This window comes from Rothia nasimurium, from assembly GCF_928392795.1.
Lineage (GTDB): Bacteria > Actinomycetota > Actinomycetes > Actinomycetales > Micrococcaceae > Rothia > Rothia nasimurium_F.
Map to the genome: position 1 here is coordinate 1 of NZ_CAKMTJ010000005.1, position 17,485 is coordinate 17,485.

At 54.3% G+C, this 17,485-nt stretch carries 13 protein-coding genes; 12 read left to right on the top strand and 1 reads right to left on the bottom strand.

Going from position 1 to position 17,485, the window contains the following annotated elements:
* From L6963_RS06310 to L6963_RS06340, 8 genes are all read left to right on the top strand, one after another.
* Positions 1-587: IS3 family transposase (locus L6963_RS06310; protein WP_237225454.1), on the top strand; the 587-nt coding region annotated here is incomplete at its 5' end.
* 98 nt (positions 588-685) lie between these two features.
* Positions 686-2,167, top strand: coding sequence for a hypothetical protein (locus tag L6963_RS06315; RefSeq protein ID WP_237225455.1), 1,482 nt, complete (start codon positions 686-688; stop codon positions 2,165-2,167).
* A 9-nt stretch (positions 2,168-2,176) separates the two neighbouring features.
* Positions 2,177-2,581 carry a hypothetical protein gene (locus L6963_RS06320; protein WP_237207578.1) on the top strand — a complete coding sequence of 135 codons (405 nt, stop codon included), beginning with the start codon at positions 2,177-2,179 and terminating at the stop codon, positions 2,579-2,581.
* A 205-nt stretch (positions 2,582-2,786) separates the two neighbouring features.
* A protein-coding gene (locus tag L6963_RS06325; protein WP_237207579.1) for an IS3 family transposase occupies positions 2,787-4,003 on the top strand; the annotation gives its coding sequence in 2 pieces (ribosomal slippage) (positions 2,787-3,066 and positions 3,066-4,003; 1,218 coding nt in all).
* 337 nt (positions 4,004-4,340) lie between these two features.
* Positions 4,341-4,472 (top strand): hypothetical protein, encoded by a 132-nt coding sequence (locus tag L6963_RS11805; protein ID WP_272878948.1) that lies wholly within the window; start codon positions 4,341-4,343, stop codon positions 4,470-4,472.
* Positions 4,473-4,711: 239 nt separating this feature from the next.
* Entirely contained in the window at positions 4,712-7,765 is a 3,054-nt protein-coding gene (locus tag L6963_RS06330; RefSeq protein WP_237207580.1) for a hypothetical protein, read from the top strand.
* 2 nt (positions 7,766-7,767) lie between these two features.
* Positions 7,768-9,033: an ABC transporter substrate-binding protein gene (locus L6963_RS06335; protein ID WP_237207582.1), complete on the top strand. Its 1,266-nt coding sequence runs from the start codon at positions 7,768-7,770 to the stop codon at positions 9,031-9,033.
* Between the two features lie 55 nt (positions 9,034-9,088).
* Positions 9,089-13,387: an FtsK/SpoIIIE domain-containing protein gene (locus L6963_RS06340; RefSeq protein WP_237207583.1), complete on the top strand. Its 4,299-nt coding sequence runs from the start codon at positions 9,089-9,091 to the stop codon at positions 13,385-13,387.
* 45 nt (positions 13,388-13,432) lie between these two features.
* Here L6963_RS06340 and L6963_RS06345 read toward each other — a convergent pair whose 3' ends face one another.
* Positions 13,433-13,927, bottom strand: coding sequence for a hypothetical protein (locus L6963_RS06345; protein ID WP_237207584.1), 495 nt, complete (start codon positions 13,925-13,927; stop codon positions 13,433-13,435).
* 109 nt (positions 13,928-14,036) lie between these two features.
* Here L6963_RS06345 and L6963_RS06350 point away from each other — a divergent pair, with 109 nt between their 5' ends.
* The 4 genes from L6963_RS06350 (at position 14,037) to L6963_RS06365 (ending at position 17,442) form a co-directional block, all read left to right on the top strand.
* A complete protein-coding gene (locus L6963_RS06350; protein WP_237207585.1) occupies positions 14,037-15,152 on the top strand; it encodes a histidine phosphatase family protein in 1,116 nt (371 codons plus the stop codon).
* On the top strand, positions 15,152-15,592 hold the full coding sequence (locus tag L6963_RS06355) for a VanZ family protein (protein ID WP_237207586.1): 441 nt from the start codon (positions 15,152-15,154) through the stop codon (positions 15,590-15,592). Before L6963_RS06350 ends, L6963_RS06355 begins: the two co-directional genes overlap by 1 nt.
* A gap of 99 nt (positions 15,593-15,691) precedes the next feature.
* Positions 15,692-16,483: a DeoR/GlpR family DNA-binding transcription regulator gene (locus L6963_RS06360; RefSeq protein ID WP_185174084.1), complete on the top strand. Its 792-nt coding sequence runs from the start codon at positions 15,692-15,694 to the stop codon at positions 16,481-16,483.
* Complete coding sequence (locus L6963_RS06365) at positions 16,480-17,442, top strand: 1-phosphofructokinase family hexose kinase (protein WP_237207587.1); 963 nt, start codon at positions 16,480-16,482, stop codon at positions 17,440-17,442. Before L6963_RS06360 ends, L6963_RS06365 begins: the two co-directional genes overlap by 4 nt.
* Positions 17,443-17,485 lie beyond the last annotated feature (43 nt).

The following is a 17,485-nucleotide window of genomic DNA, read 5'->3' on the forward strand; positions in this document are numbered from 1 at the left end:
GTCGATGCATCACCACTAGGCGTAAGCCTGGTCACCGTGTCATGCCAGATTTAGTAGGCCGTACATTCACCGCTGACGAGCCGAACCGTGTGTATGTCGGCGACATTACCTACCTGCCGTGTAAGGGCGGTAAGAACATGTACCTTGCCACGGTCATTGACACCTATTCACGAAAACTTGCAGGTTATGCACTCGCAGACCACATGCGTGTCTCACTGGTCATCGAGGCTTTGTCCCATGCCAGCACAGTCCGCGGAAGCCTTGACGGGGCTATTTTCCATTCTGATCATGGAAGTGTGTACACCTCACAGGCGTTTAGGGACCACTGCGCCCAACTTGGTGTGCGCCAATCCATGGGCGCGGTGGGAACTAGTGCCGATAATGCCCTGGCAGAGTCATTTAACGCCACCTTAAAACGTGAAGTGCTACGTGATCGGAAAGTCTTTGATAATCCCATTATCTGCCGGCAGGAAGTCTTCCGATGGTGCATGCGCTACAACACACGCAGACGACACTCCTGGTGCAACCTTCTAGCCCCCGATGACTTCGAAGCACTCACATCAGCTACACTGACCCAAGCAGCATAGCTAACCCCCGACGTGTCTACTTTCCAGGGGTCAGGCCCCCTTTTGGTGTTTCGCCGTTGGTTGTGGGTGCTGGTTCTGCTGGTACTGCTGGTGTGGGTGTGACTGCCTCTGGTTCCTTGGGCGTGGGGGACCTGGAGATTCTGGGTGCTCGTGTGTATGACCGGCAGGTGCGTGGGTTTATTTCTCCTGATCCGTTGGTGTCGCCGGTGGGTGCTGGTTGGTCTGCGAATGTGTATGCGTTTGTGGGTTTTGCTCCGGTGGGTTTGGTGGATCCGTGGGGTTTGTCTCCGATGACGGCGGGGGAGTTTCGGGAGTATGCTTCTGCTGGTGCAGGTTCGGCTCGGGGTGGTTGGGGCTTGGGTGCTATGGCGCTGGGGCTGGGTCCGTGGGGTTTGTTCGGTGCTATGGGGAGGCAGTCTAGTTCTATCCTGCCAGGAGCAGGATTTGATATAGGAGATATTTTCTCTCAGGCTTCTAGCATCTTGCGCCTTGGCCAGAATGCTCTTACTGGGCTATCTAAGACAGTTCAAGAATGGGCGCAGGCAGCTACCCAGTGGACAAATAGTGCTTTGCAAAAAGCAGAAGTTCTTGCTCCTGTGGTGTGGCAACAGATGAAGCATCAGGTTTCTGCTAGTTGGGAGTCTTTTAAGGATAATTGGCAGTATTGGGTGGCTGGGGCTACAGCTGCTGTTGGTGTGGTTCTTCTTTTTACCCCGCTTGCTCCTTTGGGTGCTGCCATGCTGTTGACTATGACTGCCACTGGTGTGATAGACGTAGGGATGCAAGCATATGAAGCAGATTGGGATTTTTCTCAGGTTGACTATAAAAGGACTTCTTTGAACACTTCTATTGCCGGACTTGCTACTCCTGTGGGTTTTGGTGCTGCTGGGATAGTTGCTAGCCGTGGAGTGGGCATGGTGGGCCAGAGTGTTGTTATGAATTCATCTATTGGCGGTGCTTCGAATGCGATGACATATATGACTGATTCTTCTATTTCGAATAAGAGTCTGGGTGGGCTTTTGGGGCATACGGGCTCTGGTGTTGTCTCTGGTGGTTTGCAGGGGGGTGTTGCTTCTAAGATGCAGTTGGGTTTGAATGCTCGTTTTGGTGGGAATGTTCAGCCTGGTCAGCGTGCTGTGCATTTGCCGGTGACAGCTGCTGTTAGTGAGTTTTCTGGTGGATATGCAGGTGGTGGGCTTAACTATGTAGGGCAGGAGATGAGCAACGGCACTTCTCTCAACGATATGGATCCTTTAAAACTGCATAATGAAGCTCTAAAGGGCGGTCTGCAAAGTGGTCTGGCTAGCTATAGTCCTAGTCATTATTCCCCGGTGCGCAGTGTTCCGGTGATGGAGGGTGTGAACTTGGGAACGCATACTGAAGGGTCTGTAGTTTCTCCTTCGTCTTTTAATGCTCATGTGATTACTAATGGTGATGTGCGGTTATCCCCTGTGAAGGGGCAGAAGATTTATACCTTGGGTGGTGAGCTCAACGGTGTGAAGGGTGAGTATCGTGTGGTGACTGAGGATGTAGGTGGTGTTGAGAGTGTTCGGCGTCAGAATTTTGTTCCTGAGAAGTAGGTGTGGTTCATGAAAAAGGTATATAGGTACATCAAGGACAATTGGATTTGGTATTTTCTGGGTTTCGTCATTATAGGAGTTATTTCCTGGCCGGTGCAAAAATACGTGGATTCTCATTACACCAAGGATATTGACTGTACGGTGGTTTCTGCTGAGACCGTTGTGCGTTCAACCGGTTCAGCTGGTAAGCCTTCCTCCTCGGCCACTTCTATCATTGAGACTGAGGAATGTGGGGAACTGAGGTTTTATTCTCCGGTGGTTGATGGTTTGGGTATGAGGGAAGCGACGGATCGCTTAGTGCCAGGTGAGAGGTATAGGTTCGTAGTTAATCGCTTTGATTTTATGCATAGGTACCCCAATGTTCAGGATATTAAGGCTGTGGATGGTTCACCGGTGGATTTTGCGTCCCGGTAGGTAGAGGTCTGACGGTTATCGTTTTTGGATTGTTACTGGTTACAGGGTGCTTGGTGTCTTATTGGGGTACCAGCATCCCTTCCTTCTTTCATCCCCGCGGTGACTGGGTCGGCGTCGTCCTAGCCTGTGACTAGAGGCTTACTGATATGTACTGGGTTCAGTCCACACCTTCCACCCACACCCCACCGGAAGGAATAATAAAACCATGCCCAACAAATACCCCCAAGAATTCAAAGAACGAGCGGTACGACTCGTCGGTGACCGACTGAACCACCCCGACGCCCCGTCCATAACCGCAGCAATCAAAGACATCGCCCCTCGGCTAGGAATTTCCCACAACACTCTGGCCCGCTGGTGCAACAACGCCGCCCTCGACACCGGCAAAGAAATCACTACTACGAGTGACGCGGCGGCCGAAATCAGACGCCTAAAACGAGAAAACGCGGAACTACGCAGGGCCAACGAAATCCTGAAGACAGCCTCAGCTTTTTTCGCAGCAGAGCTCGACCGACCGGCCCGATGATGATCCGCTACATCAACACTTATAAGGATCTTTTCGGGGTCGAGCCCATTTGCCGAGTCCTATCCGAGCACCTTGACGGTGGCTTCATGACGGCTAGCGGCTATTACCGCGCAATGAGCCGTGTCGCTTCAGCCAGGTCACTCTCCGACCAGCTGCTCATCCCCGAACTGGTAAGAATCTACCAGGAGAACTATGGAGTCTATGGCGTGCGCAAAATGTGGCAGGCCATGAAACGGGCAGGCTGGGCTATTGGCCGGGACCAAACCTACCGGCTCATGCGTGCAGCTGGTATTCAGGGTGTGCATCGGGGCCGTAAGCCTGTGACCACCAGGGCTACCAAGGCTCCTGATCACCGCCCTGATCTGGTCAACCGCCAGTTCACCGCTAAAGCGCCGAACCGCTTGTGGGTTGCGGACTTCACCTATGTCCGTACTGCCAGTGGCTTCTGCTACACGGCCTTCATCACTGATGTGTTCAGTCGAAAGATTGTGGGTTGGGGTGTTTCCTCGAGTATGCATACGCTGGGGATGCCGCTGATGGCTTTGAAGCAGGCTTTGTTTGAAGCCAGGCGGTCAGGGTCTGATTTGACGCAGGTGGTGCATCACTCGGACCGTGGTTCGCAGTATCTTGCTGAGGATTACACGCGTAAGTTGAGGCGGCTGGGTGTTCAGTTGTCTGTAGGATCTACTGGAGATTCATACGATAATGCTTTGGCTGAGTCGGTGAATGGGGCTTATAAAGCTGAGCTGGTGCGTGGCCGGTTCTTTGGTTCGGTTGCTCAGTTGGAGGCTACTACGGCGGGTTGGGTGTACTGGTGGAATCAGCGGCGGTTGCATGCGTCTCTTGGTTATCGGACTCCGCAGGAGGTGGTTGAGGATGCGTTAGTCGATGTTGCGTAAAGTATGTGATTTTCTTGGGTGGTGAGTGTGACCGAAACCCAGTACATATCAAAACTGTGAAGTCTGGTTCTGGAAGAAGAGTTGCTTCAAGCAAGATGTCTATATACGTAGACACATCAGATTGCGGCACCATCAGAGTAGCGAAAGATTCGGATGGGAACCAAGATATACAGAAGCTTGCGAATTTAATCGAGCAAAAAGTCGGCAAGAAACTAACTTTTATGATCGGCCCAATCCAATGGGATCCAAATAACAGAAGTGCCGAAAGCATCATCCTCCCCGAATAACGCCTAACTATCGCCTTACCCCCTACTCTCTCACCCCATAAAGGACACCCATGCTCATCGTCCTCACCAGTATGTTCCTCACCATCGTCATCTGCGCACTCATCGCAGTGATCTCCGTCGCGGTTGTCACCGAAGATCCAGCCGCCGCGAAAGGGCTGTACTACCCCCCCCCGGGCTCGTAGGTGCACTCCTCGCGGCAGGAATTACTTACCTCATCTTCTGGTTTTTCAACATCCAGCCGGCTCTCTCCGAGAAGGCCGTAGCTAGCACGGGCTTGCAAAACCTTTTTTCAACAAGCCCCGTATATGATGCTGATTAGGCAGTTTTCAATAGCTGGTGTTACGCGGTGAAATAGCTCAGAAATTCGTATAATGGGGTGAAGCTTGCGCTACACACACCACTGACGTTAAGTGAGAACACCATGCCAACTCGCACCGACTCCACCACAAACCGCCGCATCGCAACCGGCCTCAAAAAGACGATACCAGCAATCATCTTCAGTACAGCCCTAGTACTTTCAGCTTGCACCGCCCAAAACACCGGCACCACCAACGCCACAAACGTCCTACAAAACGTCAACGTTGCCCTCACCGATGCAGCAGAAGTCTCAAGCATCGACTCCACCGTTATCTCATTCAACGCAGCTAACGGCCAATCGTCCACCGAAAACCAAACCTACACACTCCGAGACGTCGTTAACGAACTCCCCGTACGCATCACCACCCGCTACACCACCGAAAAAACATCAGGTAATAACCTCAACGACCTCGAAGGCTACACCGGCGACGTCAGCATCAACATCACCGTCGAAAACCTCACCGTTCAACCCGAAACCCTCACCTACGACGTCGCAGGAACACAAAAACGTAAAAGCACCCTCGTAGGAGCTCCACTCTCAGTCGCTGCCTCAACCACCCTCACCGGGGTTAAACCGCACGAAGTAGTCTCTGAAGCAACTGTTGACAACGGCTCAACCAACGGAATTATCAGCACCAACAAAGACGGTGACGCCATACTACAATGGGCTAAAATCCTTGCAGGCCCCGGTAACAGCTCTACCACAACCTTTACCGTCAACCTCAAAGCAGAAAACCTCCAAGTACCTGAATTCGCCATAGCCGTACACCCCGGATTCACCAACGATCTCACAGCCGCCGGAGCAATTAACTCATCCTTCAGCGACAGCCAGAACTCCACCATGGAGCTCATGCAACAGACTGTCGAAATCGTCACTGAAGCCAACCAAGCCCTAGCAGACGCAGGCGCAACAATTTCAGAAATTCGCAGCAGCCTCAACAGTTCCGCAGACTCCCTCAAAACATCCACTATCCAAGAACTCCAACAAAGTTCCACCAGGCTCACCGGCCAGCTCAGCGACCTGCAAGAAAAACTTGCAAACCTACGTACCAACCTTGACGAAAGCGCCCAAGGGTCTCAAGACGAGCTCATCAGCCAGATGCAGCAAACCCTAGAATCCCTTGAAAACTTCCTCGGCAGACAAGGCGAAGAAATACCTGCCCCGGTATTTGACGCACAAACCTGCCACATCAGCATCGCCCAACCAGAAAACGGCTCCACCGTATACTCCAACATGGTTCAGCTCTCCAATGCGCTCGGAGCCTACAGTGAAGCCAACGTTGACTGCCGAGACCAAGTGCTCAATGTTGTCAACACTATGCTTGGACCCGAAAACCCCACCGCAGAAACCTGCCAGGGAGAAGCTGCCTCGTCTGCATCCTGCTCGGTCTACAACTCCAAAGCAGTCCTCAACGCTAACCTGATACGTTACGCCCAAGAGACCAACGAACAGCTTGAAAATCTCATGCCTGGCGCCCTGACTCAAGTGCGAAGTGATTACGAAGCAGCAAACGCAGCGCTAGATAACTTACAAGCACAAATAGACGCCCTTCCCACCGAACCCACACCGGCTCCTAGCGAACCTGCCGAAAACCCTGAGCCAAGCCCCTCGCCAAGCGACAGCACTAGCGCTCCCACACGAGAAGAACTCGTACAAAAACTAGAAGAAATCAATGCTCAGATTCAGTCATCCGACACCCACCTCGCAACACTTGAAGATACGCTGAGCGAAATCAACACCACCTCTAACGACGCCCTCAAAGAGCTCACCGAAACCACCTCAGAAACCGGCTCAATGCTAGACCAAAACCAACAACTAGCAGATCAGTTGTGCGCGCTTGCAGATCAGAACAGCGCTCAAAGCAGCAAACTTACCCTCGAAGAAGCCAACAAACTTCGCAGCTACCTAACGAATACCCCCTGCGATACCTCTGATGAGTCCGTCCTACTACCTACGGAAACTCCTCAAGCAACAGCATCTGCCACTCCTGAAGCAACCCCCACCCCGTCATCTTCCTCAGAACCTTCACCTAGCCCTACAGCAGGTAGCGACCCGACTGAGACCGCTCACCTACTTGAAGCACCTGAAGGGTACGCAGCGCCCATGAAAACCCGACTTGAACACCAAGTCGACCTCTGGAACAAAGTACGCGTAGCAACCGATACTTCATCCGAAGAATCTGCCACCGCACAAACTATGAGCTCCCTCAAAAATTCAAACCAGCAGGTAAAAGACCGCGTCAGCGCGCTGCTAGCTGCTCTCAACCAGCACCCTGCTCCTACCAGTTCGCCTTCAGAAACCGCTACCCCGGATACCCCAACGCCCAGCGAATCCGCCACCCCAGCACCTAGCGAAACACCCAGCAGCGATATACAAGCAGTCAAAGATGCTATGCCCGAACTCCAAGCAAACTTTGACACGCTTAACTCCAGCCTTGACGAACTCACTGCCCAGCAAGAGGCACTCAACCTAGCACTACAGACAATCTTCGCTGAGCTTCCTGCCCAAAACGTAGAAGAAATCACAGAACTTCTAAGCGCCCAAGCACGCACTATCGATTCTCAGCGAAACGAAGGAAATCAGGCTATCACCGACCTCTTCAATCAACAGGTCACCAACTTAACAGGTACCGCAAGTACTCTCAGCACCCGTGCTGATACTCTCCTTCAAGAGCAAGGAACTCGCCTGAACGATGCCGCCCAGCGTCAAGCTGAACAAGCAGATGCGCGTACTCAGTCAGCGCTTCAGCGCATCCAAGAAAGCCACAACGCCGCAACCCAAGACGTTGCCGCTGCCTCAACCATCCTGACCGGCGAACTCGAAAACATCATGCTAGATATCGGAGATACGACTCTCACAGGCTCAGGGTTACTCGGCTCACTCGAGAATAACGCAAGCACAGCGGGCAACGCTGACTACCAGCTCTCGCTTGCAACCCAAAACGCTGAAAAATACGCAGTCATCAGACAAGAAGACATGGGCGCTATCCGCCTTAAACAAGCGCAGTACACAGCTTCGCTCCAGAAGCTGTCTCATCTACCTAATCTCAACCTTTCAGCGCCTGCAGGAGCCACCGTAAAAACTATCTACACTTTTACTATTGGTTCTGAGGACTAAAAGTGAAAGAGAAAATTACCAACATCGGCATCCCGCTCGCTCTCATCGTTCTTATCGCAAGCATTGTCGCTGCCGCCATCATTAAACAGAGCTCCATCGAACAAGATGAGGCTGTCGCAGTTACCGTTCCCGTTACCCTCACCACCTCGGAACAAGCCCGCCAAGCCTCTATCGGCCTTATCGTCACCATCGGCAATGAAAATGCTGAAGGATCAGAATGGAACGATGCGGCTTCTGGCGCGAAAGTCGCCGTTGAACGTTTCAACAGATCGGGCGCACACATCTCACTTATAACCGAGGACGATCGGGGCACCGCTGACGGCGCTACTCAGGCTGTAGAGACGCTAGCTCACCAAGGCGTTTCAGGCATTATCATCGCTTCACGCGGCCAGCATATAGAACCTGCACTCCAAAAGGCACAGGAGCTAGGCATTGCCGTTATTCTCCCTTACGCCCCAAGTGCTCATGAAGCCTGGTCGTTGCAACCAGCCGACGATGCTCTACACACCTTGATGAAGACTCACACCGCCTCAGCCCAAAAAATAATCCGTATAGACCAACAAAACTTTGTAGGCCTTGAGATACCAGCTGAAGAAACCATCACCGTGGACAGCTCCACAGACATAGCTCAGCTGGCTCGAGACATCACAGAACAAACTGCGGAGCTTGGTGACGCCGCCAGTATCTTTATCAACACAGATTCGTATATGCAGGCACGAGTTCTGCGAGCCCTCCAAGAAGCAGGTACCCGCGCTGAAGTTATCCTAGGCTATGAAGCCACCAGCCCAGCATTCAACGAAGCCTTCATGAAGGATAACGACTCAACCGTTATCAACGCCTTAAGCCTTGGCTACAATACGGGCGACTCCGTTGCCCTACAAGCAGACGGCCAAGGGCGTTCTATGTCAGCCTACCTTCAGATGGTGAAAATCTTAGCGGAGTCCCCCGAAACAACAAATGCCTTAGGCGACCAAGCATTCAGTGAAACTGCTATAGCAGCAGATTCGCGAAGCCACGATGCAACGGTTGCGCTAATTCGAGCTGTAGAACATGCTGGTACCACTGAAGCTAAGGCTGTAAAAAAAGCAATGACGGACCTTGAACTAATGGCATCAGACGGAATCACAGGCCCCAGCCTTAGCTTCGTCCAACCATATGCAGTAACAGCCGATCCGCTAATTCTCTCACCAACCGTAGGTGATGTGAACCTGCGAATTCCGGGTGAAAACAGCTATACCCCAATTATCTGGTTTGATATGACCGAATAAAAAACAATCGTTTCTGCTATCCCTATCACTCTCAAGCTCAAGGTAAACAACCTGCATGCGCATTCACATTAATATTGATTCTCTTAACATCTCGGTAGAAATAGATAGCTGGCGCAGTAGTACAACTCTCAAAGAACTTGTCGAAGCTGTAGGAGGCCCGCAGCTAGCTGATTCTGAGAGTCTCTTTATCGATACGCACGCAGCTATACTTTCAGAGACACTCGATAAATTACCCCTGCTTGAAGGGTCGCGTATTTCGCGCTCTCCCATACCCAAAGCAGCAGATCTTTCTGGTTGGATTGTGAGTGTCAGCGGTGGCACCCATACCGGAGTCGTAAAACCTGTCACCCGTACCCGACCTATGGTTTTTGGGCGCTCAAACCAAGCAGATATCACCCTGCCAACCGAAAGCGCATCGTGGGAGCACTTCACCGTGGTTCTTACCCAGGCTGGCTTAGAAATTAAAGATAGTGGCTCAACCAACGGAACCTATCTCAACGGTGAAAAGCTCCCGGCCTACAAAACGATTACTCTCAGCAAAGCCGCCGAGGTGCAAGCTGGAGGAACAACTCTCTTCTTCCAACCCAACGCGCAAGACCACGAGTCTAAGGCGCCTATACCAGGTAGTCTCAATAACCTGACACCGGCGAGAACTGCCCCCTTCAACCGCCCACCAAGACCTGCTCTGCCTGAACTGCCCCCGCAAGTAGCTGCCCCCCAACGCCAGAGCGTCACTGAAAATACTCGTTTCAATGTCGCAATGGTGCTGGCCCCTATCGTCATGGCAATTGCGCTCGTCGCCATCATGGGCAACATCAAATTCGCAGTATTTGCGCTGCTGAGTCCTCTCGTTATGATCGGTACCTGGTTTGAAGGAAAACACCGATACAAAAAAGAACTAGCGGCTGAAGAAGAACGCTTCACCCAAGCTCTCGAAAAATTTAAACAAAACTTAGAAGAGGCCGCTGACGCTGAACGCACACGGCGTGAAGAGCTTACCCCCGATAACGCGTCTATCCTACGTCGCAGCTCGGTGCCCACCACCCAGCTATGGCAGCGGCGCTTTGACTCCGCAGACTTCTTACTTACACGTATCGGAACCGGCAATAAGCCGTGGAAACCTGAGCTTGAATCACGCGCTAACCCTGATCTAGAGGACGAAGTCAAAGAAATTTATGACGCCTTTGAACTTAAAGGTGCACCCCTTATGGCGAACCTCAATAGGGGAGGAGTTGTAGGTATCGTAGGCGATAGAGAAGGAAGCCTGGCTCTAGCGCGCAGCCTCGTCACCCAGCTAGCAACCCATATCGGTCCCGCAGACCTCACCCTGGGAATTTTCTGCGATAAAGGTAAAGAAGACGACTGGGGATGGGCCTCATGGCTACCCCATACCCGTCAGGCAGGCAACGTATCTGGCGGCCGATGGATGGCTTCGGGACGGCAACAAAGTACCGAGATGCTTCGCGGCATCCACCAAACCATCGAAGGTTTCATAACCCCTGCCGTAGTTCTCGTCTTAGATTCTGAAGTACTTACAGAAGGCCGCGACGCCCCTGCCCGCGACCTGCTAGGGTACGGGCGTCAGACACCCACCAAAGCTTTGGGGCAGGGAACTCAACAAGCAGATCATATTGTCTCTGGGATTGTACTTGCGCACTCTGAACAACAGCTACCTGCATCATGCACCAGTATCGTACGGGTACGAAAAGACGCTGAAGCTGATATCTTTGAGCCTGCAACCCGAACTCTGCTTGAAGACATTGTTCTAGCTGGGCTTGAGCTAACAGAAGCTCGTGCCGCAGCAATGCGTCTAGCACACTTTGAAGATCCCGAACTCATCATTCCGGGCGCTGCGCTACCCCGCCTGGTCAGAGCACCTGAACTCTTCAACTTAGCTCCAGCAACTTCCGAGAAAGTCCAAAAGCTCTGGAAGGCTAAAACTGGAGTCTCCGCCCCTATCGGCATAGGCGATGATGGGGAAGTCATACTCGATATTGTGAAGGATGGTCCGCACGGCCTCGTGGGAGGAACCACTGGATCAGGCAAGAGTGAATTTCTGCGCACCTTCGTGGCAGGTTTAGCTGCCCGCAACTCGCCTGAAGAGTTGAACTTTATCTTGATTGACTTTAAAGGTGGGGCTGCCTTCAAAGCCTGCGAACGGCTCCCACATACTATCGGCACCATCAGCAACCTTGATGAACAGCTTGCAGACCGCGCTCTACGGGCTTTGGACGCTGAAATGCACCGCCGCCAGGTACTCTTCTCACAGGCAGGTGAAGGTGTCGACAATATCAAGGATTACATGGCAACCAACCCGCCAGAACCTATGCCTCGCATCCTCCTCGTCATTGATGAGTTCGCCATGCTCGCTAAAGATTTTCCCGACGTCCTCCAATCCTTGGTTAACGTTGCGGCAGTCGGGCGCACCCTGGGCGTCCATATGATTCTTGCGACCCAGCGACCTGCCGGCGTAGTCAACGACGATATCCTCGCCAACACAAACCTCCGAGTAGCCCTGCGCGTGCAGAGCAAAGAAGACTCATCCAACGTTATCGGGGTACCTGATGCTTCAGCTATTGAACGAAGCCAAATGGGCCGTGCCTACGTCAAACTGGGGCAAGAAGATATCAGTGCTGTACAAACGGCCCTCGTGACAGGGCAAACCCCCTTAGAAGGCACCAGCCAGCTAGAAATCCGTGAATCCAGCATCTTTGGCATACCCCTTAAACCCCTCATCGAAAAACCCAAGATTCTCTCTGAAGAAAATGACCTTGACCTTCTTATCGATGCCATCTGCCAAGCACACGAAGAACTTGCCATTAAAGAACCTCGCCAGGTTTGGCCAGAAGCATTGGATCGTCGAGTTGCATTAGATGGCTTCTCCGCTCCCATCACCACAGGTCTCGGCAAAACACAACAAACAGTGGGTTCCTTTACCGGAACTCAACTACATATAGCTCTGGCTGACCAGCCACATTTACAACGCCAGGTCCCTGCTGGCTGGGACCTGTCTCAGGGAAACCTCTTACTGATTGGTATCCCCGGCAGCGGAACAACCACCACCCTTGCTTCTCTTGCCCTGACCTCTACACGCCATCGGTCGCCCTCTGAGCTTGACCTTCTTATTCTCGACCTGGGGCATGGGGGACTCTCAGACCTGAAACTGTTACCGCATACCGTCGCATACGTAGGGCACGGCGTCCGAGCAAAAGAACAACGGGTTCGCTTTATGCGCTTTCTTCAAGAAGAACTGGAGCGGCGCAGAGCAAGTGCAGAGACCAGCAAGCCCATGCTGATCCTTATTGACGGATTAGCTAGCTTGCGAGATGAGTACGATGACTATGACGGTCAGGTACTGCTCAACCTACTTTACCGAGCCTACACCGAGGGCCCTGCTCTCGGTATGCACTTTGCCGTAGCAACCCCTCGTATCAAAACTATCCCTATTGCCATGGATGAGGTAACAACCCAGAAGTGGCTCTTTAGGCTTGCTGACATGTATGACTACTCAGGTCAGGGTGTCAAGGGAAAGAACATACCTGCCCCGGTTCCTGGGCGCTGCGTTAACAGTGAAGTACTACTCCAAATGCATGTTGCTACCCCCGACACCTCACTTGGTGAAGCGGTGAGCAAGGTTCAGCAAATGTGGCATATGGCTGAGCCTAAACCTGAAGTTATTGGCCAGCTCCCTGATTCCATTAGCGTAGATGAATTAGGAGCCCACGCAGATCTTTCACAGGAACCGTGGCGTATACCGGTTGGCTTGGGGGAGCAAGACCTCCGCCCTGTGTTCTTGGACGTCTATGAAGGGGAGCATATCCTTGTGGCAGGCTCTGCCCGCTCGGGCAAATCAACTATGCTCCTTGCCTTCAAGAAAATCCTAGAACAAGCGCATACAGCAGAGGGCAGTGAAGTGCCTGATATATGGGCTATCTGTTCCCGCCGGTCCCCGCTGGCGTCAGCAGACTTTGACCATCTGGCGGTGGGCGAAACTGAAATTCCAGCGCTCACAGCACAACTGCGTCTCATCACCCGGCCTACCGTCTTGCTCATTGACGATGCAGAGAACTTTGCAGATGGAGACAGATCTATCGGAAATCTCGTAGATAATCCACCAGCAGGGCTTTGCATTATTGCGGCAGGGAGGTCTGACGAATTGCGAACCCTCTATAACCACTGGACAAAGAATCTACGAAAGGCAAAATGTGGCATTTTGCTACAGCCTAACGTAGATATGGATGGAGATCTACTGGGCGCTAAAATCCCCCGAAAGTCACCGGTTGAACTGACACAAGGGCGTGGTTACTCGGTTTCGAATGGGAACGTAAAGCTAGTTCAGGGTGTGCATCCCTAACATAAAGAATTAGGGCTACAGGTGTTGCACCTGTAGCCCTAATTGCTATCTACTCATTCCTACGGTTACCGCACAGTATGTGGTCGGGTAACTTTGGTTTTCATTTTCTGCCTGAGTCTGCCAGGCTACAACTTCACCGTCAACAAGAATTTCACACTTAATTTCGGTGGCACCGCCGTTTGAAGGATTATCTGCCTGGATACTCCACCTGCTAGTGACGTTGGGTATCGTCACCTCGAAAGGGGTAGCTTCAGCGAATTTCTCAGTAACCATATTCCCGTCTGCATCATCGTAGGCTACGCGGTAGGCTCCGTTAGCGGTGACCCTGGCCGTAATATTTGAGCCTTCAGGGATATCCTGAATATGGGTAATCGTGTCTTCGGTCTCGGTGGGTGAAGGAGTAGGGGACTCTGAGACGGAAGAGCTCGCTACTGCTGATGGGCTTGCGGTGTTAGAAGAAGTAGCTGAATCGGTGCTATTACCGCATGCTGTGAACGCTAACAGGGAAAGTGCCGCAAAAGCGACAGGGAGCTTTTTCATGATGTCCTACTTAGAAGTTGTGTATGCCGAAATAGCTATGTGTCGTATAGCTCACTAAATACTCTAGTAGGTAGAGAAACGGGCACTACCGGGTGGGATAATAGACCCCATGCCTAGCGTACTCATCAGACACGGACAAACAGACTGGAACCTCGTTCACAAGCTCCAGGGGTCCAGCGACATCCCCCTCAACGACACCGGCCGCGCCCAGGCGCTTGCCGCCGCCCACAACGTGCTTGAATACGCCAAGGCCCAAGCGGACGCCCACCCCGGCTTCACCTGGCACGGCGTCGTCACTTCCCCCCTCTCCCGCGCCGCAGAAACCGGTGCCATTATCGCCGACGAGCTGGGCCTACCCGTCCTCGGCTCCTACCCGGGTCTAGCAGAACGCTCCTTCAAAGACCTCGAAGGCGTGCAGAACAACCCCGCCCTCTGGGAGACGGTAGAAAACGAAACCGCAGATATCGAACCCCTTACCGACTTCCTTGCCCGCGTTGAAGACGCCCTCGACCAGGTTGAAGCCGACTACCCGGGTCAGAACCTGATTATCGTGGTGCACGGCATGCTGATTTCCCGCCTGCAAACCGCCCGCACCGGCCAGAAAGTGCTGGTGCCCCACAACGGTGAGGTGGTGCCCCTGGCACCTGCCCGCCGGGCGTCCTCTATCATGCTGATCCGCCACGGCCAGACCGACTGGAACAAGGCCCATCTCATGCAGGGCTCCAGCGATATTCCCCTCAACGACACCGGCCGCGCCCAGGCCCACGAGACCGCTGCCTCTCTTAGGGCTCGGGGTTTCGAGTTCGATGTGGTGGTGTCGTCCCCGCTCTCCCGCGCCCACGAGACCGCAGAAATTATCGGCGCAGCCTTCGGTCTGACCGTCGACCGCACCTACGACGACCTGGTCGAACGCGGCTACGGCGAAGCCGAAGGGCTCGACATTTCAGCCGAGGCCCGCAAGGAACCCGACGCCTACTACAGCGGCGTTGAAAGCGAACGCTCCGTCTACCTGCGCGGCATCAAGGTGCTGCGCCAGATTGCCCGCGACTACCCGGGCCAGCGCGTCATCGCCGTCTCCCACGGCTCCCTGATTCGCCGCGCCCTCTCTGCCACCTACGGCCGCGAATTCGGCACTATCGCCAACGCCGAACCCTTCGAAGTTGACCTGCCCGGTTTGGCCCACTGGCTAGAGGCCAAGGAACCCCTGCTGGTAGGTAAGCCCTAGTGGGGCGTATCTTTCTCTGGGGCATCACCTGCCTGTACGTAGCTGCCGTTGCCTTCATCGTCCTCTGGCCCACCCACGTTGACTCCGGAGAATCGGGCGAAACCCTAGCCCAGATACTTGCGGACGGCCACGCCCGCGGCTGGCTGCCCAGCTGGTTTGGCTACGGGCAGGTGGAATGGCTGTCAAACGTGGTCATGTTTGTGCCCGGTGGCCTGCTCTTCACCTGGTTGCTGCGCCCGGCCCGCACCTGGCTCGTGCCCCTGGGCGGTCTGGCCTGTACCTTGGCGATCGAAACCACCCAGCACTTCATGCCCGGGCGTACCAGCTCACCCCTGGACGTCCTCGCCAACACCCTAGGGTGTGCTATCGGTTGGGTTTTGGCACTGGCCCTAGTGAAAGTGACCGAAAAACCCAACCAAAACACCGAAATACACCGGTAACCGTGGGTTTTACATTGACGTGCCCACAGAAACCCACATAAAATCAACTGTAGATAGGGTCACCCGACCCACCTTCCAGTTGTATAAGGTGATAAACACATGTTCGCTGAAGAACGACGTGCCGAAATAGCGAAGCTTGTAGCTTCTGCACGCCGTGTCAACGGCGCAGACCTGGCTAGACGCTACGAAGTCACGATGGAAACCGTCCGCCGTGACCTAGCAGCCCTCGAAGCTGACGGTAAGCTGCGCCGTGTGCACGGCGGTGCCGTAACCGTAGAGCAGTCGACCTCTGTAGAGTCGTCTATCGCCCTACGTCAAAACATGAACACCCCCGAAAAACAGAAAATCGCCCTGCGTGCCTACGAGCTGCTGCGCGACTCGGACGCCGGTGCGGTAGTTCTCGACGCCGGTACCACCATCGAAATCCTCGCCGACCGCATTGCTGCCGCAGATTTCTCCCTCAAGTCAGGCGCCGACCGCCTCATCATCACCCACGCCCTTCACATCGCCGTGAAACTGGCTGAAGCCGATGGCGTGGTGCTCGATATGGTGGGCGGCCAGCTGCGCAAGATGACCTGGGCCGCTGTTGGTACCCGCGCCGCTGCCCACTTCGAAACCATCCGACCCGACATCGCCTTTATCGGCGTGAACGGCCTGGACGCCGAATTTGGGCTCTCCACCCCCGGTCTGAACGAAGCCATCGTCAAGACCGCCATCGTCAAGTCAGCCCGCCGCGTGGTGCTCCTGTGCGACTCCGCCAAGTTCGGCCAGGAGTCCCTGGTGCGTTTTGCCGGGCTTGAAGACATCGATACTCTCATTACCGATAAAGCGCCCGAAGGCGAACTCGCCGCAGCGCTTGAAGAATCCAACGTAGAGGTGCTCATCGCATGATCGTTACCCTAACCGCTAACCCCAGCATGGACCGCACCGTGGAACTGAACCACGAAATCAAGCGCGGTGCCGTTCAGCGCGCCGTCGCGGCGGTGTCCGACCCCGGTGGCAAGGGCGTGAACATTGCCCGCGCCCTCAACATCTCCGGCTTCGAAACCGTAGCGGTGCTGCCCGGCGACAACGAAGACCCCGTACTGGCCAGCCTCAAAGAGGCAGAGGTGCCCTTCGTCAACATGCCCATCGGCGCCCCGATCCGCTCCAACATCACCATCGTTGAGCCCGACGGCACCACCACCAAGATCAACGCCCCCGGTGAGCCCCTGAACGATGTGGCCCAGCAGCAGCTAACCCGCCTCATGATCAAGGAAACCATCGAGGCCTCCTGGCTAGTGCTGGCAGGGTCCCTGCCCGCCGGCGTCCCCTCCGACTACTACGCCGTTGTGGGCCGCTCAATCCGCGAGTCCCTGGGCGAGAAAGCCCCCCGCATCGCCGTTGACACCTCCGGTGCAGCCCTGCGCGACGCCCTCGTTGGCCTGGACGGCATGCCCAACCTCATCAAGCCCAACTCCGAAGAACTCGCTGAGCTGGTCGGCAAAATCGAGATGGCGGACGAGCTTGAAGCCAGCCCCGAACTCACCGCAGCTACCGCCAAGGAACTGGTCGACCGAGGTGTCGAAATGGTCCTTGCTACCCTCGGTGGGGGAGGAGCCGTGCTGGTGACAGCAGAAGGTGCCTGGCACGCCGTCCACGCCCCCATCAAGGTGCGCTCCACCGTGGGCGCAGGCGACTGCTCCCTGGCCGGCTTCCTGATTGCCCACGAGCAGGGCAAAACCCTGCCCGAATGCCTGGTGCAGGCGGTAGCCCACGGCTCAGCCGCAGCCTCCCTCCCCGGCACCCAGGTGCCCACCCTAGAATCAACCACGCCCGAAGCAGTCACCCTGCGCGAGCTGGCCCTCTAAACCCCAACCGAACCACATTCTCAAAACCCTAAAACACAATCCG